The sequence below is a fragment of the Micromonospora sp. NPDC000121 genome, from assembly GCF_042899165.1.
Classification (GTDB): domain Bacteria; phylum Actinomycetota; class Actinomycetes; order Mycobacteriales; family Micromonosporaceae; genus Micromonospora.
Genome location: NZ_JBIAZP010000002.1, coordinates 578,138 through 598,110, shown reverse-complemented (window position 1 = coordinate 598,110; position 19,973 = coordinate 578,138). Strand labels below are relative to the sequence as shown.

The following is a 19,973-nucleotide window of genomic DNA, read 5'->3' as shown; positions in this document are numbered from 1 at the left end:
CCGTGGCTGCCGCCGCGACACATGTACGGGACGAGGCGCACCGAGTGCTTCCCTGACTGGTGCATGGCGGCGTGTTCGGCTTTGCTGGCGGAGTTGAAGGTGAGCTTCCCGCCGCAGTGCCACTGCGTTCCACCTTCTGCCACGGGCGGACTCTATCCGGCGCCCGGGGTCGAAGCCCGTTACGACACGATCATCCTCGGTGGCATCGCTCAAGGCGGATGGAGCCCGCGACCCGCGAGGTCGGGGGCTCCATCCGTCCACGGTCATGCAGTCTGCTCGGCGGCCTTCTTCTCCAGGAACTCCCGCACCCAGCTCGGCCACTCGAAGGTGGCGCCCCGCTGCGACGACACCCACGCGGCACCGGCCGTCGGCTGCCCGGTCGCCGCGGCGCGGGTCACCACCTCCGCCGGCAGCGGCGACGTGGCGCGGTGTTGCAGGAACAGGTTGCGGTCGTCATCGGACAGGCCATCCCACCAAACATTCACATCGGTCATGCCCCGACCGTATCCGGGACATAAAGCAGGGCGACGGCACCCCCGATGCGGCTTAGCGCGCCGCCGGCTGGCGACGACCGGACCGCCGCGGTGGCCGGAACCCTTCCACGTTTCGCAGCGTCTCGGCCGGGTTGTCGGCGACCAGCGCCAGGACCGCCTGCACGAAGTCGTTGAGTGTCCAGCCGTTGGCGCGCAGCACCCGCAGGGCGGCGAGCTTCACGTCCGTTGATGGGCGGACGGTCGTGCGCTTTCCGAGGTGCCGGTCTTTCTTGTCACCATTCATGCGTCGAGTATGACATGTGGACAGCCCGCCAACACGTCACACATGATATGTTGGGGCGGTGAGTGGACAGCCCACCGGCCAAGGAGGTGCCTGATGGCCGACACCGGCAACGGTGACCAGCGCCGCTGGTGGCGGGTCGCGGCCAGCAACGTCGGCCGCAGCCACCTGTACGAAGCGCCGAACCAGCGCGCCGCCATCGCAGCATTCCGGCGCGACCTCAGCGAGGCTGAGCGCACCAACGGCCGAAGCCGACGCGAAACGGACCTTTGGCTCCGCGCCAACGACTTCACCGCGCAGGGGCCCCTGACCACCGCACAGGCATTCGCCATCGACTTTCGGTGGGAACTGGCCGCCGCGATCGACCGTTGGTCTCCCCTCCAGCACGACCCCGACTCGGGAGTCACCGAGGAACACGCCCAGCGCTACGGCCTCAGCGACGAGCGCATCGAGCGCATCCGCCAACAGGTTGCCACCAAGTACACCCAGGCATCCGCAGTGGAGGCAAAGCCATGACCGTCCACCGGGTTACCGAACTCCGCTGCAACGGCGCCGGTTGTGACAGCGCGCTGATCTGGAACGGAAACGCCGGACAGGTTCGCTGGCACGCCCACCGAAACTGCGGATGGATCGTCAGCGAGCCCGGCGGCCGGGACTTCTGCTCCCCCACCTGCCTCGCCCGGCCTGGGAGCGCCGACCAGTGACCGTCACCGTCGAACTCACCGACTACCAGCGCATGCGCGCCTACTACCTGGCTGACCAAGCGGTGAAGTGCCCGAAGTGCGGCAGCGGGTTCGGCGCGGAGTGCCAGTCCACGGGCGGCGGCAACTACGCCACGGTGTTCACCCACAAGGCACGCCGCGACCGCACCGCCCACTGGACCGACCAGCAGCGCCAGCAGTACGGCGAGCTCGTGTGGCGGCAGCGCTGCCTGCCGTGGGAGGCACCCGCCGACCATGTGGCCGAGGCGGAGGCTACGGCGAAGCCGATCCCTGCCAAGGCGCAGAAGCCGGTCACGCCGAAGGGTGTGCGCCTGTCCGAGCAGCAGGCCGAACGCATCGAGATCGCCGCCGCGCACGGCGGCAAGACCCTCGGGCCGCTCGGCCACTTCTCCGGGGACGCCGCCTGGCGACAAACCGTGCTGTCCCTCGTAGCGAAAGGCATCCTCGCCGAGGGCGAGGTGGTCGACCACGGATACAGCCGCGAATACACGCTGACCGACTTCGGCTGGCAGGTGTACGCCAACCACCGACTCATCATCCGCAACGACGCCGCCGACCACTGGGCGGCTCTCAACCTCCAGGAGCGCCGATGACGCGGACCAGCCAGCCTGCCGAGCAGGAGATCACATGGGACGACGTGTGGGCGGCGATCGGCCGCGAGGTATGGAAGATCGCCCCCCAAGACCACCAAGACTCCGGGCACCGCGACATCTGCTTCACCACCTGCTGGCAGAACATCATGTACGCCGTCGAGCAGGGCATCCTCGCCGTCGCTGCCCTTCCCGATGAGGACCAGCCGTGACCACTCTGCCGCCGGTGTGGCTGCTCGACGTGGATGGCGTTATCAACGCCTCCCGCCCAGGCTGGGGTGGCCCGCCCCGCAAACGTGGATGCTGGTCCGCCTCCGATGCCTACGAGTACACGATGCGGTGGGCGCCCCCACTGATCGACCGCATCCGCAACCTGCACAAGACCGGCACCATTGAGGTCCGCTGGTGCACCACCTGGTGCGCCGACGCCGACGCTCTGGAACGGCTATGGGCGCTACCCGTGTTCGAGCGGGCATTCACCACCCCCGTCAAGACGGAGGCACCTGCGGCGAAGCTGGCCGCCGCACGGCAGGTACTCGCCGAAGGGCGCCGACTCATCTGGACCGACGACACCGAGGTCCCCCTGTACGGCGAGATCCACGACGAGCTGATCGCCGACGGGCGAGCACTGCTCATCCGGCCGAAGGGCTCCACCGGGTTGCAGCCCGACCACCTGGACCAGATCGAGGCATTCGCCGCCACCAACCGCTGAGGAGCACCGATGACCGACCTCACCCTGCCCGCCGGCCAGGCCGCCGCCATCTACGACGTACTGGTGCAGCACGCCGGTGCCAGCCCCGACGGCCGCGACGAGTTCGTCCTGTACCAGACGACTTGGCAGTGCGACGACTACCCGTTCCGGGGCTCGCTCGGGCCCGGCGGCAACTTTCTGATCACCCAGACCACGTGGCACGTGTCCGCCTGGCACGACGACGTGCAGCGCAACCCGAATCTTCGGGACGTCATCGCCGTCACCAACGCCGTCCTCGCCACCCTCCGCGCCGGATACGCCGCCCGCGGCGCCCTCACCTGAACGGAGGCATCCGACATGCACACGATCCGCGTCATCAACTACTGCGGCGATCACGACGACCTCAACGACATCAACATCATCGGCCCCTACCCGACCGCCGGCGACCGGGACACCGACATGCACCGCCTCGCCGAACTGACCGATGTGCACGGATCCCTGGAGTTCCAGCCGTCCACCCTGCCGCCGGCCGCCGCCGTGCGTTTATGCCAGCCGGGGGCGGTAGCTGGCGCCTCCGACCTGGACGGGGTACTGGCCGGGCTGCGGCTGATCCTGCCGCCCGCCGACACGACCGCAGCCGAACCGACCCTGCCGGGGCTGTGACCGTGAGCAACGCTGCCGAACTTGCCGCCGCCATGCAGGACGTCATCCGAGCGCACACCACCGCCCTGCACCCCGGACGCGGCTGCTTCGAGAACGAACGCGGCGAGTGCGCCGACCGGTTCGGCGACCCCAACCCGTGCCCGTCCCGGTATGCCGCTCCCACCGGCGCGGTGCTCGCCTGCCGGGTACGCGGCCCGCACGGCATGCACACGAACCTGCCGGACGTGCTGCGGTTCGACCCGGACCGGGTGACGTGGCTGGCCGGCGACGACAACGAGCTGGTCCAACCCGCAAACCCGTCGAACGATCAAGGAGACTGAGATGACGGCCACGACCACCCGCCCGGCGACTGCCGGTGATGTGACCGTGCAGCGCCTCACCATCACCCTGTGCGGCAGCCTCGGCCGCGCCGCCCACGACCTCGCCCGCGTCCACTGGCATCTGCACGCCGCCGGTCACGAGGTGTACGCCCCGGTACCCGCACCACCCGAAGCCGACCCCAGCCCCACCCAGATCGAGAACATCGTCGCCAAGCACATGCAGCGCATCGACCGGTCCGACCTCGTTATCGCGGTGATTCCCGACGGTGTGATCGGCCACCGCACCGGCGACGAAATGCGCCGCGCCGAGCGGCAGGGCATCAGCACCCGATACGACACCGACGTGGACGCCCTGATCGCCGACATTACCGCCGGTCGGCTACTCGACGGTACTGACACCTGTCCCCGTGATGCCGTCACCGCTGTCCCGGTGGCGCGATGACCTGGACCGTCTACACGTCGTGGCGAGCCGACGGCCCCGTACCGGCCGCCGAGACCAGCGAGACCCACCTCGACTGGCCGCCCGCCCGCCGCCAGGGAAGGAGCCTCGCCCGCTGCGCCGGTGCCCGCTACGTGACCGTCTGCGGCCCCGGAAACATCGTGGTCGCCGACTGGGACCGCTACACCAACTTGTGGCGCGAGTACGCCCTTCACATCGGCGCCTGCGACGGCGAGAGCGAGCCGGACGGCGATCCGTGCGGCGGTCAGCTGTACGCCCGCCCGAGCGACGTACAGGTCCGCTGCCCGCGCTGTCAGGGCTGGATTGGCTATCGGGCGCGCGGCATGCGGCAGCCCTTCGAGCCCGCCAGCGCCGTCATCGGTGCGGTCGAGAGGAGAACGTCGTGAGCCACTACGTGATCAAGCTCTACGGCCTCGTCTGCGACGTCTGCGACTACTCGGAGGAACACGTCCCGCAGGTAGACGAGCGCCGGAAGCTCGCCGACACCCGAGCCGAGTTCGCCAAGCGCGGGTGGGCTCGCGTCGCCGGCAAAGACGTGTGCAGCCGACGGGACGCCAACCACGAGGAGGCGAGGCAGCCGTGATGTCCGCCGTCTTCGATGCGGTCGCGGGGGCCGCACCCAGTCCGACCGAGGAGACAGCCGATGCCTGACGGCCGCCGCTACGAAAGTCCCCGCCTGTGGCTCTACCACAGAGACGCGTGGGACCCGGCCTGGCACCAGAAGCTGGGCTTCCCGTACCTCGGCGGCGACGAGTGGGGACGCCGGACCGTCGTCATCGGCCTGCGGTTCGTCGGCTACCTGGTGTGGGCGTGGCGGACGTGCTGGTGCCAGGAGTGCCACGACGTGCGCGAGCAGACCTACCGCCTACTGGCCACAGACGAGGCCGACAGCTGATGTGCCACTTCCAACGAACCGGCACCCCGCGTTGGAGGTGACCGCCCGTGATCCAAGAGCCGTTGGTTGTGGCGCAGCTTCCGGCACACCCACTGACCAAGGAGAGACCGAGATGGCCAAGGAGTACGTGCTCGTTCGAGGGGTTGTGTACTTCCGCCCTCGCGCTGGAGAGGGCAAGTGGTTCCGCGTTTCGATGCCGCCGGATGCCGCTCCCGGTAGTCGCTCGACGTGGCCTCCGACGTACACGGCCCGTCAGCTTCCGAGGCACGAGCCGATCGGCGAGGAGAGGGCGGGCGACGTGGTGACCGCGAGCTTCGGGTTGCTCGACCGGATCAAGGCCACTGCCCAGCCCACCCGATAGCTCCCAATCACGGGTGCCTGATCCGCGATAACTGACATTCCCAAGGACCAGAAAGAGAGATCGACATGAGCTTCGAGACGAAGACCTGCGTCGTGATCACCTGCGACGGCGGCTGTGGCGGGCCGTGGGAGGACGGCATCCCGCACTTCGACAGCGAGGATCAGGCGGTCGCGTACGCCCGGTCTCAGGAGTGGGTGGTGACCGGCACCAGGGCGCTGTGCCCGAGGTGCGCTCACGAGGCCGACTGCAAGCAGACCGGGCACCAGTGGTCCGACTGGCGCGACGAGGAACTGCACGGCGTCCCGTTCCAGAGGCGGTGGTGCGACCACTGCGGCGACGCCGACTACAACCCGCCGTACAAGGTGCTGCGCCTGAAGTTCCAGGCGCTGCGGGACGCGGAGCGGATCGTGTTCGACGCCGAGCGGGCCCAGCCGTGACTGACCTGACGCCCGTCGACCGGGCACCCGCCACCCGCGAAAGCCGCTAACCACCCCGAACCAGACACCCAAACCGCCGGACCTATCTCTATAGCTACGGCACCGCAGGTCAGACCACATGAGAGGACGAAAGATGCCCCGGATCCATCGCCCCGAGATCCCCGACAGCGTGTTCCAGGAGGTGGCCGAGCAGATCGTCGCCACCGAGCAGCAGCCGACCCGTCCCGAGATCCCTGGATTCGCGTGGGCGTACACGATCACTTTCGACGGCGACACGCAGTGGCTGGAGTGCGACTACTGCGCGATGCAGGTGATGCCGGTTGAGGCTGGCGACTCGCTCGAAGAGATCGTGACCCGGGCACGCGACCACGATTGCGCCTGCTGCGCGACGGGGCGTACCAGGCTGTGATCACCCTGCCGCCGCTGGTCGCGTACCTCCGCGTCAGCACCGACCGCCGCCAGCCACAGATGCCGGCGGCCAGCTTGTACCGACATGCCCGGCCGCTGCCCTCGCGGCCGGTTGTCACACAATCACGCGGTGATCAGGCGGAGGCCACCGGAAGTTAGCTCAACCGAGCTTGCCCGGCTGCTCCGCGACCAGATCCTCACCGGACAGATGCCGCCCGGCGCCCGCTTCCACTCCGACCGGTGGCTCCAAGAAACGTACGGGGTGTCCCGCAATCTCGTGCGACACGCCATAGCAATCCTGCGCGGTGAAGGTCTGGTTGTCACACGGCAGGGCCAGGCTTCCACCGTGCGGCGCGTCTACGACAAGCAGCCGATCGACCCGGCCGGGGTGACCCGGGTGGAGGTTCGCATGCCCACCGCACCCGAGCGGGAAAGCATGGACGTGCGCATCGAAGAGGGCGTGCCCGTGTGGGTGGTGTGGCGCGACCGCGCACAGGAGCCGGTGCTGTTGCCCGGTGACCGCTGGTACTGGCCGGGCCCTGCCGCACGTTAACGAACGTCGCTCGCCTTCGATACGGGTTCGCTCAAAGTTTTCATGATGTGCCTGTCGGTATAGGTGAAAGTTGCGTGCGGCGCAATGTCCGGCAGTATCGGCTACTCAAGCGAGCAACATCAACTACTCTGCGGCATCCTCCGAACGGACAGAAGCTGTTCAAACAGCAGATACCGAACGGACGGACACAACCCGCCACAAGACGAGATCCACAACCAAAACCCGGATACGACCGACGTCAACAATCCACCAAGGTCAACCAACACCACACGCCGCAGGTTTCCTGGGGAGGAACCATGCACCAGCAGCAGGCCACCACACGGACACTCACACACCGCCTCCTGCTGCTCGCCGCCACCACCGTAGGCATCGGCCTCGCCCTCCTCCTCGGCGACAACACCGACGCCCACGCCGCCGACACCCACCCCCTCAGACTTCCCACCGCCACAACCACACAGCCGCCCCCGCCCAACGTCGACACCGCCGCGACCCGCACCACTGCGACCACCCCCACCAAGCCGCAGCCAATCCGGGACCTCACCGACGCCACCCGCCGCACCCTCGACACCGCCACCACAGCCGCCACCAGCACCATCAAAACCGTCACCGACCGCGTCGACACCACCGTCGAACCCCTGCCAATCATCGGCCGCACCGTCGACACAGTCACCGACGTCACCGACACGGTCCTCGACACCGCCAGCACCCTCACCAGCCCCGCCACCCCCACCCCCACCCCCGCCGTGCCGGCAGCCCCCACCGTGGACGTGACCACACCGCCCACCCAACCGCCTGCCCGCACCCCACAGACCGCGCCCGAGCTGGCGAAGACCGGTGCCCCCACGCCAGTCAACGCCAGCTCGGGCGCACCCACCCGCCATCACCAGTGGCAGCACCCCACCGCCAGGCACACACAGCCAGCCGCCCACCCAGACGCACGCGACGCAGCCACCCCCAACCACCCCACCGCAACCAACCAACCAACCCCCCAACAACCCGACCACGGCGCCACCAACACCACCGACATCCAACCCGCCACACCCACCGTCAAACCCATCGACGGCACCCTCACCACCCGATGGGCCACCAACACCAAACACCAGCAACCCCGCACCACCCACACCCAGCAAGCCACCAGCAGAACCCCACCACCCACACCCCCCGCCGGCTGACCCCGCGCGCCTTCCCCCAGCACCCACCACACGTGGGTGCAACCGCCGCACATCCCGCGGCGGGGAGACGCGCACCGCGAAGCGCCGTCTCCGATCCCCCACAGCACAACGGAATCGGAGCCCACCATGAGCGCACCCAAAATTGACGACGACAGCCACGGCATCAACCGCATCCCCGGCGACCACGCCATCCTCACCCTGCTGGAGAAGCGGCAGCACTACGGCCACACCGTGTACGGCACCATCGCTGGGCTACTCGCCGGCACCGCCGTCTTCATATGGGGATTCATCCTCCGCGACGCCTACGACTCCCCGCCCCAAGCACCCACCCGCGGCTACCTCGCCTGGCTCGCCTTCGCCGTCGTCATCGGCATCGGCGGCCTCATCTCCACCTTCACCTGGATGACCGTCCGCGTCATCCAACGCCTCGCCGCCGAACGAGACCGCATCAGCAGGTACGACGAGAAGCAGTTCGTCAAGAAGGTCGTCACCGGCGTCCACGAAGCCCTCAAGGAAGACCGCCGCGCCGAGAAGGTCCGCCGCTGGCAGGAAGCGTTCGCCGCCGAAGGCACCACCGGCAACCCGCCGGCGCCGCCGCCCAGCACCGTCTGCGGGGCCGACCGCACCCAGGTCATTCCCATTACCGGACGGCAGCGCCGCGACACCCGCGGCAGCAGCTAACTAGCACCCGTCTTACGGTCCCGGGGTTTGACCTCCACCGACTCAGGGTCAAACCCCGGGCCGCGGCGTGTCGGCAGGATCCGCACCCGCACCCCGAACGCCTCCATGATGGCCCGCTTCTGCGTGATCGAACACGCATCCCACCGTTCCGCCGCCTTCTCACCCACCGTCTGCACCACCAACGACAGGTGCGGCGACGGCCGCTGCGATCTCACCGCAGCCTCCGCCGCCTGCAACTGCGGACGCAGCTTCCCCGTGATCACCCTCAACTGATCGTCGGTGATCAGGTCATCTGCGTTCTGCGCCGCCGCCCTCGCCAACTTCGCCTTCAACACCTCCACCCGCTTCAACGCGTCCACCTGGCCAGCCGCTGAACCATCCAGCAGGCCCATCACATCCGGGCGGCCCAGCAACGCCACCATCACCGAACGGACCCGCCGATCCACCGCCTCCTCGTTCCGGCCGACGCAGCCCTTCGCCTCGCACACGTACAGCCGCTGCTTCGTCCCGTGCTTGGCGTTGCCCTTCAACGACACCCGCAGGTGCGCCCCGCACGGACCGCACTCTCCGATCCCCCACGTCAGCAGATGCTGACGTGCGCCCGGCTTCTCCTGCACGCGCGACGGGTCCGTCAGCAACGCCACCACCAAGTCGTGCTTGTCCGCGTCGACAATCTTCGGCCACGCCGCCGGCAGCAATGCCTCGTCCGGCCGTCCCCGGTGGAAGATCCGAAGCCCAACGTTCGCTGGCCGCAACGCCAGCTTCTTCACCGACGTCTTGCCCCAGCGCTGCCCGTCCGGCGTCTGCCCCTTAGCCCGGTGCTTACGGCGGTCACCAGCCCGCGGCGCTGGAACACCTCGATCGTTCAGGTCGGCGGTGATCGCCTTGAGGGTTTCCCCGGCCAGCAGCCGGTCCACGATCTCCCGCACGATGTCGGCCTGCTCAAGGTGCTCCTCGTCGCGGAAACCCACGACCTTCCCCTGGCTGTTGTACTCGTAGATCCGCTGCCAGCCGTACGACACCTGCCCGTTCGCGCGGCCCTCCTCAGCGCGTTCCCGCGCCACGTCAGCGACCCGCTCCGCCTTGACCTCCGACTCGCCGGTGTCGGTCTCGCCAACGATCCCGGCGAACATGCGTCCTTGCGCGGTACGCAGGTCGAACTCCTGCCCGTTGACCTGCTTGACGATGATCTTGTTCGCCTTGCCGAACTCGATGCCGGCGGCCCGCTCAGACCGATTACGCCAGATGCGGGAGGTGTGCACGCACACGATGCGCCGCTGCGCCCCGAGCGGGTTGGGTGCGGCGAGCGCCACCAGCAGTCGCTCGTACCCCGGCCGGGGGGCACCTTCCAGCGCGCTGATGTCGTTGTCGAAGAACTCGTCCACGACTCGGCCGCCGGACTTCTCCGACACGTCGCGGCTGTCGCGCAACTGCCGGGTGACGCCCTTCTCGGTGCCGATCTCGTCTTCGCTGATGCGGGCGTACAGGTAGTCCTCGAACATGGACGTCATGCTATGGGCTTCTGAGTGCCACCGCTATTCCCCGGCGGGGTCGGCAACACCGACAAGGACCCGGAGCGGTTCGCCGCGCTGATCGACGACGTGGAGCACAAGCTGTTCGACCGGCTGCCCGACGAGACCTGGTTCTACCCGGGCCACGGCAAGGACAGCACGCTCGGCGCGGAGCGCCCGGCGCTGCCCCAGTGGCGGGCCCGGGGCTGGTGAGCACCAGCGGGGCCGGGCGCGCCACACGCCCGGCCCCGCTCCCCCCGTGCGCGGCGGTCAACCCCCGGTGACCGCCCGCAGCCGACGCCGCGTGCCCATCAGCACCACCCCCGCCAGCAGCAGCCCGACCGCCATGGTGACCAGCATCGGGCTGGACTCCCCGGGCAGCAGCCCGGCCAGGGACCGCGAGGCGGTGCCCAGCGCCAGGTAGAGCCCCGCCCAGGCCGTCGCGCCAACCGTGGCGCAGGCCAGGAAGCGCCGGTACGACATCCGCAGCCCGCCCGCCGCGAGCGGCAGCAGCGCGTTGAACACCGGCAGGAAGGGCGCGACCAGCACCATCCGGCCGCCCCCGCGCCGCAGGATCCCCTCCGCCGCCGCCCAGCGCTCCTCGCCGATCCATCCGCCGATCCGGCTGCGGCGCAGCCGGTCCCCGTACCGGCGGCCGGCGAGGAAGCTCAGCGACCACCCGGAGAGGCAGCCGGCCACCACGACGGCGAAGGTGGCGACGCCCGTGACCGGGCCGCCGACCCCCATGGCGGCCAGGATCGCCACGTCCCCCGGGACCAGCACGCCGAGCAGCGGTACGGCGTCGAAGAGCATCACCACCCCGAGCACCCCCATGAGCAGGGTGGTGGGAAGTTCTCCGACCTGGGCCAGCCAATCCGCCATGCCCCGTACGCTATGACCGCCCGGCCACCCCGGGCATCGGGTCCGATCCCCCACCGCCCCCTGGTATCCGGCTCGGGGTCGACCCTGAGGGGCCCGAGGTCACCGGGGCCGCAGCACCTGCACCCGCCGGACGGGTGAGTCGACGGCGGGCTCGGTGGTCGGCAGGAGGTAGCTCGTCACGGCCGCCAGCACGTCCGGCGGCAGGTGTCCCCGCCCGGGGTCGCCGACCAGCACGTCCGCGCCGGTGGCGGCGGCCCGGCGCAGGAAGGGCAGCACCCGCGCCGCCATCGCCTCGTCGTAGAGCACGTCCCCGGCCACCAGCAGGTCCACCTCGGACGGGTCGGAATCGAGCAGGTCGCCGCCGGTGGCCGCGACCGTCACCCGGTTGGCGCGGGCGTTGACGGTCACCGCCGCGACCGCGTACGGGTCGATGTCGTTGGCGACCACGCGGTCGGCGCCGGCGAGCGCGGCGGCGATCGCCACCAGGCCGGACCCGGCGGCCAGGTCGAGCACCCGCCGCCCGGCGGCGAGGCCGGGGTGGTCGAGCAGGTGGCGGGCGAGGGCCTGCCCGCCGGCCCAGACCGAGGCCCAGTACGGCGGCGGCAGGGCGCGTCCGGCGTGCGCCTCCATCCGGGCCCACCACACGATGGCGTCCTCGGCCAGGTGCAGCCGCACCTCGGGCACGAACGGCGCCCGCACCAGCCGGAGCCGGTCCAGGCCGCCGCCCGGAGCGTCGATCTCGCGCTCCAGCTCGGTCAGCGCGGCGGCTGCGGCACCTCTCACCGGCGCAAGCATGCCCCAACGGGCCGGTCGCCGCGCGGCTTTCCGACAGCGGACCCGGAGAGTTCACCACGCCGCCTGCGGCACTTCGGCCAGCAGATCGGCGTTCGGCCGGTTACTGTCGGGGAGGTACCGGGCGATCATCGGTCGAGCACCGAGAGTCACCCGCTTGGGAACAGGGAGAGATGCATGGCAACCGGCACGGTTAAGTGGTTCAACTCGGAAAAGGGCTTCGGCTTCATCGAGCAGGACGGCGGGGGGCCGGACGTCTTCGTCCACTACTCGGCCATCGCGACGAGCGGTTACCGGGAGCTGAACGAGGGCCAGAAGGTCGAGTTCGAGGTGACCCAGGGGCAGAAGGGTCCGCAGGCGGACAACGTCCGCCCGATGTAGCTCCGTGCCGGTGGCGGCGGCCGGCTCCCGGCCGCCGCCGCAGCGCGTTCAGGGCCCGTCCGGCGCGGCGGGCAGGTCCCGGCGCCGCCGCAGCGGCCCGACCAGCAGGATCGCCGGGGTGAGCGCCAGCCAGCCGGTCGTCACCGCGATCGCGGTGCCGGTCCCGTACGCCGCGCCGACCGCCCCGGCCAGCAGCGCGGCCAGCGGGATCGTGCCGTAGTTCAGCAGCTGCATGCTCACCGTGACGCGGCCCAGCAGGTGGTGCGGGGTGTAGGTCTGCCGGAAGCTGCCCTTGACCACGTTGCCCACCGCCACCCCGAGGCTGACCAGCATGCCGCCGACCGCCGGCAGCACCAGCGCGCCCGCGGGGCCGGCGAGCGGGATCAGCAGCGCCGGTGGGCCGGTGAGCAGCCCCGCCAGCAGCAGGACGCGGGCGGTGCCGAGCCGCCGGCCGAGCGTGGTGGCCAGCAACGCGCCGACGATGCCGCCGAGACTCATCACGGCGACCAGCGCGCCGACCGACGCGGGCCCGAGGCGCACCTCCCGGACGAGGTAGACCACCAGGACGGCCTGGTAGCCGACCAGCCCGACGTTGCTGGCCGCGCCGAAGACGGTGAGCACCCGCAGGTACGGGTCCCGGGCGACGAACCGGATCCCCTCCCCGATCTCCCGGCGCAGCGACCGGGACCGCCGCCCGCGCCCGGGTTGCTTCTCGACGGTGCGGATGCGCAGCAGGCACACCGCGGAGAACAGGAAACTCAGCGTGTCGAGCAGCAGGGCGGCGACCGCGCCGGCGGCCTGCGCGACCCCGCCGGCGAGCCCCGGGCCGAGCACGTAGCTCGCGGTCTGGGTGGCCTGGAGCTTGGCGTTTCCCTCCGGCACCTGCTCGGGGCGCAGCAGCACGGGCAGGTAGACCTGGTCGGCGGTCTCGAAGAACACCCGGGCCAGGCCGGCGCCGAGTGCGACCACCAGCAGCTGCCCGACGGTCAGCACGCCGAGCAGGGCGGCGACCGGGACGCTGAGGAACAGCCCCGCGCAGACCAGGTCGCAGGCGACCATCAGGGGCCGGCGAGGCAGCCGGTCCACCCAGGCGCCGGCCGGCAGGCCGACGAGCAGCCAGGGCAGCCAGGCGGCGGCGGTGAGCACCGCGACACCGAAGGCGCCGGTGTCGAGCACGGTCACCGCGACCAGGGGCAGCGCCACGGTGGTGACGTTGCTGCCGACGGCGCTGGCCGTCTGCCCCGCCCAGAGCAGCCGGAAGTCCCGGTGCCGCAGCAGGCTGTCCCGCCGTACCTCCGGGTCGCCGGCCGGGCGCGGCGCGGGTCCCGGCAGGGTGCCGCCGGCGGCAGGGGTACGCGACGGCGCGGAGCCGGCGGCCCGCGTCACGGCGTGGCCGGGACGCCGTAGGCGAACAGGAACACCGGCTCGCGTTTCCGCCCGTCGTCGGGCATCTCCCGGTCGGCCCACCGGGCAAGCAGGCCGTTCACCTCGCGCCCCAGCTCGGCGAGTTCCTCGTCGGTCAGGTGCAGCCAGCGGTCGGTGGAGAACGGCCCCGAGGGCCAGGCGGCCTGGCTGGCCTCGTCGGTGGCGTGCCAGGCGCGGGCGAGGGCGACGTGCCGGTCCAGGTTGAGCGAGGTGGCGGCGTCGGCGACGGCCCGGGCGGCGGGGTCGGCGTCGAAGTCCGACTGGGACCAGCGCACGCCCCGGCTGACCAGGCGCCACCACCGTTCCCGGCGGTCGCGGGCCAGCTCGGGCGCTTCCTCGATCAGCTCGGCACCGGCCAGCACCTTGAGATGGTGGCTGACGTTCGCCGGCGCCTGGTCGGTCCGCTCGGCGAGCTGGCCGACGGTCGACGGGCCGTGCACCTTGAGCACGTCCATCAACCGGCGCCGCAGCGGGTGGGACAGCGCGGCGAGGACCCGCGAGTCGGTGACCTGGCGCACCTCAGGGTTCGTCATGCCGCCAGTCTGACATCGGCAACGACAGTTACGCAATAACCATTGCGCAACTGTCGTTGCCGATTCCGTCTCGGCCAGTCGCGGCGGGCGACCGGTCAGGCGGCCAGCCTGCGCCCCAGCTCGTCGGCGACCTGCGCGGCCATGGCGGCGGGGATCGCCGCGGCGATCTTCTCGGGGGTGAGCGTGGCGAGCACGCCCGCCACGATCGCCTGCTCGTCGGTGAAGTCCTTGCCGGACAGCGCGGTGAGCTGCGCGACGAGCGTGTCGAGCCGCTGCATCGTGTAGTCCAGCTTCGCCACGATGCTGTTGCTGGCTTTCCCGGGACCGCCCGCGTCGGGGTCCACGCTGCGCCCCATGCTCGACCCGCCGAAGAACAGGCCGGTGTACATGCTGTGGATCTGGCTCTCGGCCTGTGCGCTCATGTCGTCCTCCAGAAGTCCGATGGTGGTCAGGTAGCGGCGGAACAGCGGGGTCTGGTCGCGTTTCGCCTTGATCGAGTCGCGGAAGAAACTGAAGTGGGTGTGCCACAGGTGCGAGTCGTCCCCGCTCGTTCGCTTGCGCAGGCGGTCCCACCGTCGGACGACCTTGCCGTCCGGGGAGTAGATGATCTCCCTGATGTCCCGGCTGTCCGGGGTGTTGGCGACGCACTGCGCCACGCACCAGTTGGAGAAGGTGTACAGGTCGTGCGTACGGCCGCCGGACTGGACCTCGAAGAGGCCGACGTCGAGCGCCGCCGCGTCGAGGGTCAGGCCGGCGGAGTCGCGGGGCGACTCGACGACGGAGTAGTCCCTGGTCACCACCCGGTCGGAGCCGCAGTGGTAGCCGCCCCGGTGGGCGGAGTCGCCGACGATGCCGACCTCGGCGGGTTCGAGGTCCTTGCTGCGACTGGTGTCGGTGTCGATGTTGAGGTGGTCGAGCAGCAGACGGCGGACGGTCAACAGGTTCTCTGGTGCCCGCGTCATGGGATTCCCCCTTGCGGATGGTCGGGGGCCGGGCATGACGGTGACACCGCGTAGGCGGGTGTGGGGACTCACGCGCGGGGCCCGGCCGAGTGGTGCACAGCGCCGGGCGTTGGCCCAACCATAGCGTCGCCGATGAATGAATGCCCAGCTCAGGAGGGGTTTTTTCGGCCTGGCGAAAGCTGTGCGGCGGTCGGCATGATCGGTAGGACCACTGCGGACGGTCGCTGCGGGTCGTGCAGGATCTCCCGCCATCCGGCACGCAGGGTGACGGCAGCACCGAGGGGTTCGCCGGTGCCGGGGTTGCGCGCGTAGCGGGGATGGGCGCCGCCGGAGACCTGGACCCGCAGCCGGTGCCCGGGCGCGAACCGGTGCGCCGTGGGCCACAGCTCCACCGGCACGCGCACCACGCCGGCGGGGTCGGTGGGGTACCGGCCGGGCGCGACGCGGGCCAGCCCGTCGCAGACGTTCCAGGATCGGCCACGCCGGTCCACGTCGCACAGTCGCACGAAGACGTCCAGGTGGGACAGTTCGCTGCGGAGGTGGATCTCGGCGCGTACCGGACCGATCACCTCGACGGGCTCGTCGAGCGGGGCGCTGGTGAAGGTCAGCACGTCGGGCCGGGCCTCGACCGGGCGGTTGTCCACCGGCCCGGCGCGCTGGGCGACGAGCAGGGGCCCGCCGAGCGAGGGCGTCGGGTCGGCCGGGTCGTAGCGGAAGCGGTCCGGCGCCGACGGGGCCGGCGCCGAGGTGTCCAGGCGGCCGCCCGCATGCAGGTGCCACCGGATCGGCGCCGCCGGCGGGGGCCAGTCCGGCAGGTCACGCCAGCCGCCACCGGCCCCGCCGACGTGCACCCGGGCCGGTGCCGCCCGGCCGGCGGCGGTGCCCCGCCGCGCCGCGCGCCGCGGCGGGCGTCCGGCGAGGTGCTCGTCGAGCCAGTCCAGCCCCTCGCGCAGGGCGGCGACGAACAGCCCGGGGCTGCCGTGGGTCCACGGCCCGACGGTCAGCCGGGGGTGGGCCCCGGCCGCGCGCAGCGCCGCGAAGTCGCGCAACTGCGCCGGCAGGAAGATGTCGTGCCAGCCGGTCACCATCGCCACCGGGGCCGAGACCTCGGCGATCCGGCCGCCGAAGACGCGCTCGCGCCAGTAGCCGGCGTCCGGGGTGTGGTGGCGCAGCCACTCCTGGAAGAACGGCACCGTCACGCCGGTGGCCACCCGGTCCGCCTCCACCAGCGGCAGGTGCGCCAGCGCCGCGGTGAGCCGGGGCTGGCCGCGCTTGAGCTCCCACTGCCGGGCCAGCCAGGGCACGGTCTGCGCCTGGAGCAGCTCGGCCCAGGTGAGGACCGTGTCCAGGGCGAAGGACTCGCCGGCGTACGTCGAGTCGCGGGTGCCCGAGGCGGTCACCACCGCGACCATCGCCCGCAGCTCCCGCCCCGCGTCGGCGGCCAGGGCCCACTGCACGAAGCCCTGGTAGCTCGCGCCGAACATGCCGAACGCGCCGGACCACCACGGCTGGCGGCGCAGCCAGTCGAGGGTGTCCAGCCCGTCGTCGCGCTCGTGCACCAGCGGGTCGAACGTGCCGCCCGAACCGAACGTGCCGCGGCAGGACTGGACCACCACGTGGAAGCCGCGTTCGGCGGCCAGCCGGCCGAGCAGCCGCATCGGCCCGCCCCGCCCGTACGGGGTGCGGATCAACACGGTGGGCGCGCCCGGCAGGTCCGGTGCGTAGTGGTCGGTGCGCAGCGGCACACCGTCGCGGACCCGCACCGGGATGCCCCGGGTGACGGTGACCCGCCGGGTGCGCGCGGGCGGCAGCCGCAGCGCGGCGGCGGCGAGCCGGGCGGCGAACCGGTCGAGCACGACGTCAGCCGTTCGCGCGCCGGGGCGGCTCGTCGCGGGCGGCCCGGACGGTGTCGCGGTGCTCCCGCATCGAGGCGGTCATCGCGGCCATGAACCGGTGCACGACCTCCAGCTCGTCGTCGCTGAAGCCGGCCATCACCTCGTCGGTGCGCCGGCCCAGCGGGCGGAAGAAGTCCGTCGCCAGCGCCGCGCCCCGCTCGGCGTAGTGCAGGAAGACCTTGCGCCGGTCGGTGGTGTCGCGGTCGCGGCGGATGTGCCCGGCGCGCTCCAGCCGGTCGACCAGCGCGGTCACCGAGCCGGAGGAGAGGTTGAGCTGCTCGCCGAGGCGCCCGGGGGTGATCGGCTGGCCGACCAGCTCGGCGTCCATCACCGCGATCAGCGCCTGCAGGTCGGTGGCCCCCAGCCCGTGCAGGTGGGCGAAGGCGTGCCCGATGTGCTGCGCGTCGGCGGAGTAGCGGCGCAGCTCGGCCGCGATCTCGGCGACCAGCATCTCGCGGCGCGTGTCGCGCCGCCGGTACATGCCGTGGCCTGTCACGTCGCCGCATCCTCCCGCCGCCGTTCCGGTTGCAGCATAACTCAGCAGGCGATAATCTCGATTATCGAGATACTCGGCGGTCGGCATATTTGGGTCGCGGCGAGGTCTCCCGTCGCAGCAGTCCCGCCGAGAGACCGTGAGGGCATCCGATGTCTGTGTTCACCCGCGTGGCCCGCGGACGACTGGCCGCGTGGCTCACCGTGGTCGCCGCGATCGTCGTCGGCACGGCCGTCTTCGGGCTGCCCAGGCCCGACAACCCGGCTCCCGTCTCCACCACCGGGCTGTCCGTCGAATGGCAGTCGACCCAGGTGGAGCGCCTCCAGGACCAGTTGCCCTCCCGCGACGTCCAACCGGCGATCGTCGTGGTCAGCCGCGCCGACGGCGGCCCGCTCACCGAGGCCGACCGCGCGACGCTCACCGAACGGTCCGGCGACCTCGGCCGGTTCGCCGCCGGCGGCCGCGTCAGCCCACCGCAGCTCTCCCCCGACGGCACCGTCGCGCTCGTCGCCGTGCCGCTGTCCACCGCCGGCGGGCAGGAGGAGATCGCCGGCCGGGTCGACGACCTCCGCGCCGCCCTGGCCGACGTGCCCGGGGCGCTCACCGTCGAGGTGACCGGCGGGCCCGCGTTCACCACCGACCTGACCAAGGTCTTCGACGGCGCCGACACCACGCTGCTCGTCGTCACCGCCGCCGTCGTCGCGCTGCTGCTGCTGATCACCTACCGCAGCCCGTTCCTGTGGATCGTGCCGCTCGTCGTCGTCGCGGCGACCGAGCAGCTCACACTGCGCGCCCTCGACACGATCGTCCCGGCGGTCGGCATCAACCTGCCCGGCGGCGCCGTCACCGGCATCGCCAGCGTCCTCGTCTTCGGCGCCGCCACCGACTACGCGCTGCTGCTCATCGCCCGCTACCGGGAGGAGCTGCGCCGCGAGGAGGACCGGTTCGTGGCGATGCGCGCCGCGCTGCGCCGCACCGCCGAGCCCATCCTCGCCAGCGGCTTCACCGTCGTGCTCGGCGTACTCACCCTGCTGCTGTCCGAGCGGGAACTGAACCGCGCCCTCGCCGTGGCCTGCGCGACGGGCGTCGTCCTCGCCATGCTCTCCGCGCTGCTCGTCCTGCCCGCCGCACTGGTGATCTTCGGCCGCGGCCTGTTCTGGCCGTTCGTGCCCCGGGTCGGCGGCGCGGTCCGCGAGGGCCGGCTGTGGGGCCGGCTCGGCACCGCCGTCGAACGCCGTCCGGTGCCGGTCGCCGTGCTCGCGACGCTGCTGCTCGCGGGGCTCGCCCTCGGCGGGCTCGGCATCCGCACCGGCCTGTCCGAGACCGAGCAGTTCCGGGTCGAGCCCGAGGCCGTCGCCGGCGCGGAAACCCTGGCCCGCGCCTTCCCCGCCGGGACGACCCAGCCGGTCGCGGTCCTCACCACCCCCTCGGCGGCACGGGCCGTCACGGACGCCGCCGCGGCCGTGCCCGGCGTCGCCTCGGCGCGGCCCGGCGAGGCGGGCGCGCACGTCGTCCAGGTCGACGTGGTGCTCGACGCCGAGCCCGGCACCGCCGCCTCCGACCGCACCGTCGAGGCGCTGCGCGCGGCGGTCGCGGCCGTGCCGGACTCCGCCCCACCGGCGGTCGAGGGCGCCGACGCGTTCGACGGGGCCGTCGTGGGCGGCCCGGTCGCCGCGACCTACGACTCGAACGAGGCCGACGGCAAGGACCTGCGGCTCATCCTGCCGGTCATCCTCCTGCTCGTCGGCGCCGTGCTCGTGCTGCTCCTGCGCGGCCTGATCGCGCCGGTGCTGCTCGTGCTCACCGTGATCGCGTCGTTCTTCGCCAGTATCGGCGCGTCGTGGCTGATCTTCGACCACGTGCTCGGGTTCCCCGCGCTGGACAGCGGCGTGCTCCTGCTCGCCTTCGTGTTCCTGGTGGCGCTGGGCGTCGACTACAACATCTTCCTCGTCACCCGGGCCCGCGAGGACGCGCGGCGCACCGGCACCCGGGACGGCATGCTGTCGGCCCTGCGGGTCACCGGCGGCGTCATCACGAGCGCCGGCATCCTGCTCGCGGCGGTCTTCGCCGTGCTGGGGGTCCTGCCGCTGATCCTGCTGACCCAGATCGGGATCATCGTCTGCCTCGGCGTCCTGCTGGACACCCTGCTCGTCCGGACGGTCCTGGTACCGGCGCTGGCGTTCACGCTCGGCGACCGCTTCTGGTGGCCGGGCCGGATCGCCCCCGAGCCCGCCACGGAGGACGCCCCGGCCCACCCGGAGCCGGTGGCGGCGCAGGACTGACCGACCCGGTCCGGGGCCGTTGCCGGCGCGGGACCGGCCGACCCTGCCGGGGCCGTGGCGGCGCGGGCACGGCCCCGGCGGGAGTCGCCG

Annotated in this window: 29 protein-coding genes and 1 pseudogene; 20 read left to right on the top strand and 10 right to left on the bottom strand. The window is 71.6% G+C overall.

Going from position 1 to position 19,973, the window contains the following annotated elements; all coding sequences use genetic code 11:
- Positions 1 to 263: 263 nt before the first annotated feature.
- Both ACFY23_RS08875 and ACFY23_RS08870 read right to left on the bottom strand, forming a co-directional pair.
- Positions 264 to 494, bottom strand: a complete 231-nt coding sequence (locus tag ACFY23_RS08875) for a hypothetical protein (protein ID WP_350676462.1) — start codon at positions 492 to 494, stop codon at positions 264 to 266.
- A 52-nt stretch (positions 495 to 546) separates the two neighbouring features.
- Positions 547 to 777 carry a hypothetical protein gene (locus tag ACFY23_RS08870; RefSeq protein ID WP_350676465.1) on the bottom strand — a complete coding sequence of 77 codons (231 nt, stop codon included), beginning with the start codon at positions 775 to 777 and terminating at the stop codon, positions 547 to 549.
- Positions 778 to 870: 93 nt separating this feature from the next.
- On the opposite strand from ACFY23_RS08870, the gene ACFY23_RS08865 reads away from it, so the two are divergent.
- The 17 genes from ACFY23_RS08865 (at position 871) to ACFY23_RS08785 (ending at position 8,727) form a co-directional block, all read left to right on the top strand.
- A complete protein-coding gene (locus ACFY23_RS08865) occupies positions 871 to 1,290 on the top strand; it encodes a hypothetical protein (protein ID WP_350676467.1) in 420 nt (139 codons plus the stop codon).
- A 184-nt stretch (positions 1,291 to 1,474) separates the two neighbouring features.
- Positions 1,475 to 2,089, top strand: coding sequence for a hypothetical protein (locus ACFY23_RS08860; RefSeq protein ID WP_350676470.1), 615 nt, complete (start codon positions 1,475 to 1,477; stop codon positions 2,087 to 2,089).
- Positions 2,086 to 2,298, top strand: a complete 213-nt coding sequence (locus ACFY23_RS08855) for a hypothetical protein (RefSeq protein ID WP_350676472.1) — start codon at positions 2,086 to 2,088, stop codon at positions 2,296 to 2,298. Before ACFY23_RS08860 ends, ACFY23_RS08855 begins: the two co-directional genes overlap by 4 nt.
- On the top strand, positions 2,295 to 2,798 hold the full coding sequence (locus ACFY23_RS08850) for a hypothetical protein (RefSeq protein ID WP_350676475.1): 504 nt from the start codon (positions 2,295 to 2,297) through the stop codon (positions 2,796 to 2,798). The genes ACFY23_RS08855 and ACFY23_RS08850 overlap by 4 nt, the downstream gene beginning before the upstream one ends.
- Before the next feature lie 9 nt (positions 2,799 to 2,807).
- Positions 2,808 to 3,119, top strand: coding sequence for a hypothetical protein (locus ACFY23_RS08845; protein WP_350676478.1), 312 nt, complete (start codon positions 2,808 to 2,810; stop codon positions 3,117 to 3,119).
- Between the two features lie 15 nt (positions 3,120 to 3,134).
- Positions 3,135 to 3,440, top strand: coding sequence for a hypothetical protein (locus tag ACFY23_RS08840; RefSeq protein WP_350676480.1), 306 nt, complete (start codon positions 3,135 to 3,137; stop codon positions 3,438 to 3,440).
- A 2-nt stretch (positions 3,441 to 3,442) separates the two neighbouring features.
- Positions 3,443 to 3,760, top strand: a complete 318-nt coding sequence (locus tag ACFY23_RS08835; RefSeq protein WP_350676482.1) for a hypothetical protein — start codon at positions 3,443 to 3,445, stop codon at positions 3,758 to 3,760.
- Position 3,761: 1 nt separating this feature from the next.
- A complete protein-coding gene (locus ACFY23_RS08830) occupies positions 3,762 to 4,202 on the top strand; it encodes a hypothetical protein (RefSeq protein WP_350676485.1) in 441 nt (146 codons plus the stop codon).
- Positions 4,199 to 4,606 (top strand): hypothetical protein, encoded by a 408-nt coding sequence (locus ACFY23_RS08825; protein ID WP_350676487.1) that lies wholly within the window; start codon positions 4,199 to 4,201, stop codon positions 4,604 to 4,606. Before ACFY23_RS08830 ends, ACFY23_RS08825 begins: the two co-directional genes overlap by 4 nt.
- A complete protein-coding gene (locus ACFY23_RS08820; RefSeq protein WP_350676489.1) occupies positions 4,603 to 4,803 on the top strand; it encodes a hypothetical protein in 201 nt (66 codons plus the stop codon). Before ACFY23_RS08825 ends, ACFY23_RS08820 begins: the two co-directional genes overlap by 4 nt.
- A gap of 60 nt (positions 4,804 to 4,863) precedes the next feature.
- Entirely contained in the window at positions 4,864 to 5,115 is a 252-nt protein-coding gene (locus tag ACFY23_RS08815; protein ID WP_350676492.1) for a hypothetical protein, read from the top strand.
- Positions 5,116 to 5,227: 112 nt separating this feature from the next.
- Positions 5,228 to 5,476: a hypothetical protein gene (locus ACFY23_RS08810; RefSeq protein ID WP_350676493.1), complete on the top strand. Its 249-nt coding sequence runs from the start codon at positions 5,228 to 5,230 to the stop codon at positions 5,474 to 5,476.
- Between the two features lie 65 nt (positions 5,477 to 5,541).
- Positions 5,542 to 5,913 (top strand): hypothetical protein, encoded by a 372-nt coding sequence (locus ACFY23_RS08805; protein WP_350676496.1) that lies wholly within the window; start codon positions 5,542 to 5,544, stop codon positions 5,911 to 5,913.
- 133 nt (positions 5,914 to 6,046) lie between these two features.
- Positions 6,047 to 6,322, top strand: a complete 276-nt coding sequence (locus ACFY23_RS08800) for a hypothetical protein (RefSeq protein WP_350676498.1) — start codon at positions 6,047 to 6,049, stop codon at positions 6,320 to 6,322.
- 129 nt (positions 6,323 to 6,451) lie between these two features.
- A complete protein-coding gene (locus tag ACFY23_RS08795) occupies positions 6,452 to 6,874 on the top strand; it encodes a winged helix-turn-helix domain-containing protein (RefSeq protein ID WP_350676500.1) in 423 nt (140 codons plus the stop codon).
- A gap of 74 nt (positions 6,875 to 6,948) precedes the next feature.
- Positions 6,949 to 8,046 carry a hypothetical protein gene (locus ACFY23_RS08790; protein ID WP_350819032.1) on the top strand — a complete coding sequence of 366 codons (1,098 nt, stop codon included), beginning with the start codon at positions 6,949 to 6,951 and terminating at the stop codon, positions 8,044 to 8,046.
- Positions 8,047 to 8,172: 126 nt separating this feature from the next.
- The gene (locus ACFY23_RS08785; RefSeq protein WP_350676505.1) at positions 8,173 to 8,727 is read left to right on the top strand and encodes a hypothetical protein; all 555 of its coding nucleotides are present in this window, start codon (positions 8,173 to 8,175) and stop codon (positions 8,725 to 8,727) included.
- On the opposite strand, the gene ACFY23_RS08780 is transcribed toward ACFY23_RS08785, so the two are convergent.
- Positions 8,724 to 10,229, bottom strand: a complete 1,506-nt coding sequence (locus tag ACFY23_RS08780) for a recombinase family protein (protein ID WP_350676508.1) — start codon at positions 10,227 to 10,229, stop codon at positions 8,724 to 8,726. The genes ACFY23_RS08785 and ACFY23_RS08780 overlap by 4 nt on opposite strands.
- A 33-nt stretch (positions 10,230 to 10,262) precedes the next feature.
- Between ACFY23_RS08780 and ACFY23_RS08775 the strand changes: the two are divergent.
- Positions 10,263 to 10,451, top strand: a pseudogene (locus ACFY23_RS08775) (MBL fold metallo-hydrolase); the annotation flags it as partial.
- A gap of 57 nt (positions 10,452 to 10,508) precedes the next feature.
- Here the strand turns inward: ACFY23_RS08775 and ACFY23_RS08770 are convergent.
- Both ACFY23_RS08770 and ACFY23_RS08765 read right to left on the bottom strand, forming a co-directional pair.
- Complete coding sequence (locus ACFY23_RS08770) at positions 10,509 to 11,120, bottom strand: VTT domain-containing protein (protein ID WP_350682201.1); 612 nt, start codon at positions 11,118 to 11,120, stop codon at positions 10,509 to 10,511.
- A 99-nt stretch (positions 11,121 to 11,219) separates the two neighbouring features.
- Positions 11,220 to 11,915, bottom strand: a complete 696-nt coding sequence (locus ACFY23_RS08765; protein ID WP_350682199.1) for a 50S ribosomal protein L11 methyltransferase — start codon at positions 11,913 to 11,915, stop codon at positions 11,220 to 11,222.
- A 174-nt stretch (positions 11,916 to 12,089) separates the two neighbouring features.
- Between ACFY23_RS08765 and ACFY23_RS08760 the strand changes: the two genes are divergently transcribed.
- A complete protein-coding gene (locus ACFY23_RS08760; protein ID WP_007072071.1) occupies positions 12,090 to 12,293 on the top strand; it encodes a cold-shock protein in 204 nt (67 codons plus the stop codon).
- Between the two features lie 48 nt (positions 12,294 to 12,341).
- Here the strand turns inward: ACFY23_RS08760 and ACFY23_RS08755 are convergent, their stop codons facing one another.
- From ACFY23_RS08755 to ACFY23_RS08735, 5 genes are all read right to left on the bottom strand, one after another.
- Positions 12,342 to 13,679, bottom strand: coding sequence for an MFS transporter (locus tag ACFY23_RS08755; RefSeq protein ID WP_350682197.1), 1,338 nt, complete (start codon positions 13,677 to 13,679; stop codon positions 12,342 to 12,344).
- A complete protein-coding gene (locus ACFY23_RS08750) occupies positions 13,676 to 14,251 on the bottom strand; it encodes a metalloregulator ArsR/SmtB family transcription factor (RefSeq protein WP_350682195.1) in 576 nt (191 codons plus the stop codon). The genes ACFY23_RS08755 and ACFY23_RS08750 overlap by 4 nt, the downstream gene beginning before the upstream one ends.
- A gap of 95 nt (positions 14,252 to 14,346) precedes the next feature.
- The gene (locus ACFY23_RS08745; RefSeq protein ID WP_350682193.1) at positions 14,347 to 15,213 is read right to left on the bottom strand and encodes a hypothetical protein; all 867 of its coding nucleotides are present in this window, start codon (positions 15,211 to 15,213) and stop codon (positions 14,347 to 14,349) included.
- Between the two features lie 149 nt (positions 15,214 to 15,362).
- Entirely contained in the window at positions 15,363 to 17,069 is a 1,707-nt protein-coding gene (locus ACFY23_RS08740; protein WP_350682191.1) for a CocE/NonD family hydrolase, read from the bottom strand.
- Between the two features lie 4 nt (positions 17,070 to 17,073).
- The gene (locus tag ACFY23_RS08735; RefSeq protein ID WP_350682203.1) at positions 17,074 to 17,589 is read right to left on the bottom strand and encodes a MarR family transcriptional regulator; all 516 of its coding nucleotides are present in this window, start codon (positions 17,587 to 17,589) and stop codon (positions 17,074 to 17,076) included.
- A 164-nt stretch (positions 17,590 to 17,753) separates the two neighbouring features.
- On the opposite strand from ACFY23_RS08735, the gene ACFY23_RS08730 reads away from it, so the two are divergent.
- Positions 17,754 to 19,883: an MMPL family transporter gene (locus ACFY23_RS08730; RefSeq protein ID WP_350682189.1), complete on the top strand. Its 2,130-nt coding sequence runs from the start codon at positions 17,754 to 17,756 to the stop codon at positions 19,881 to 19,883.
- The last annotated feature ends 90 nt before the right edge of the window (positions 19,884 to 19,973 follow it).

Excerpts from the sequence above, each read along its gene's own strand:
- ACFY23_RS08875 (WP_350676462.1), bottom strand. The coding sequence starts at position 494 with ATGACCGATGTGAATGTTTGGTGGGATGGCCTGTCCGATGACGACCGC.
- ACFY23_RS08870 (WP_350676465.1), bottom strand. The coding sequence starts at position 777 with ATGAATGGTGACAAGAAAGACCGGCACCTCGGAAAGCGCACGACCGTC.
- ACFY23_RS08865 (WP_350676467.1), top strand. The coding sequence starts at position 871 with ATGGCCGACACCGGCAACGGTGACCAGCGCCGCTGGTGGCGGGTCGCG.
- ACFY23_RS08855 (WP_350676472.1), top strand. The coding sequence starts at position 2,086 with ATGACGCGGACCAGCCAGCCTGCCGAGCAGGAGATCACATGGGACGAC.
- ACFY23_RS08845 (WP_350676478.1), top strand. The coding sequence starts at position 2,808 with ATGACCGACCTCACCCTGCCCGCCGGCCAGGCCGCCGCCATCTACGAC.
- ACFY23_RS08840 (WP_350676480.1), top strand. The coding sequence starts at position 3,135 with ATGCACACGATCCGCGTCATCAACTACTGCGGCGATCACGACGACCTC.
- ACFY23_RS08830 (WP_350676485.1), top strand. The coding sequence starts at position 3,762 with ATGACGGCCACGACCACCCGCCCGGCGACTGCCGGTGATGTGACCGTG.
- ACFY23_RS08825 (WP_350676487.1), top strand. The coding sequence starts at position 4,199 with ATGACCTGGACCGTCTACACGTCGTGGCGAGCCGACGGCCCCGTACCG.
- ACFY23_RS08815 (WP_350676492.1), top strand. The coding sequence starts at position 4,864 with ATGCCTGACGGCCGCCGCTACGAAAGTCCCCGCCTGTGGCTCTACCAC.
- ACFY23_RS08810 (WP_350676493.1), top strand. The coding sequence starts at position 5,228 with ATGGCCAAGGAGTACGTGCTCGTTCGAGGGGTTGTGTACTTCCGCCCT.
- ACFY23_RS08805 (WP_350676496.1), top strand. The coding sequence starts at position 5,542 with ATGAGCTTCGAGACGAAGACCTGCGTCGTGATCACCTGCGACGGCGGC.
- ACFY23_RS08800 (WP_350676498.1), top strand. The coding sequence starts at position 6,047 with ATGCCCCGGATCCATCGCCCCGAGATCCCCGACAGCGTGTTCCAGGAG.
- ACFY23_RS08785 (WP_350676505.1), top strand. The coding sequence starts at position 8,173 with ATGAGCGCACCCAAAATTGACGACGACAGCCACGGCATCAACCGCATC.
- ACFY23_RS08780 (WP_350676508.1), bottom strand. The coding sequence starts at position 10,229 with ATGTTCGAGGACTACCTGTACGCCCGCATCAGCGAAGACGAGATCGGC.
- ACFY23_RS08770 (WP_350682201.1), bottom strand. The coding sequence starts at position 11,120 with ATGGCGGATTGGCTGGCCCAGGTCGGAGAACTTCCCACCACCCTGCTC.
- ACFY23_RS08765 (WP_350682199.1), bottom strand. The coding sequence starts at position 11,915 with ATGCTTGCGCCGGTGAGAGGTGCCGCAGCCGCCGCGCTGACCGAGCTG.
- ACFY23_RS08760 (WP_007072071.1), top strand. The coding sequence starts at position 12,090 with ATGGCAACCGGCACGGTTAAGTGGTTCAACTCGGAAAAGGGCTTCGGC.
- ACFY23_RS08750 (WP_350682195.1), bottom strand. The coding sequence starts at position 14,251 with ATGACGAACCCTGAGGTGCGCCAGGTCACCGACTCGCGGGTCCTCGCC.
- ACFY23_RS08745 (WP_350682193.1), bottom strand. The coding sequence starts at position 15,213 with ATGACGCGGGCACCAGAGAACCTGTTGACCGTCCGCCGTCTGCTGCTC.
- ACFY23_RS08735 (WP_350682203.1), bottom strand. The coding sequence starts at position 17,589 with ATGTACCGGCGGCGCGACACGCGCCGCGAGATGCTGGTCGCCGAGATC.
- ACFY23_RS08730 (WP_350682189.1), top strand. The coding sequence starts at position 17,754 with ATGTCTGTGTTCACCCGCGTGGCCCGCGGACGACTGGCCGCGTGGCTC.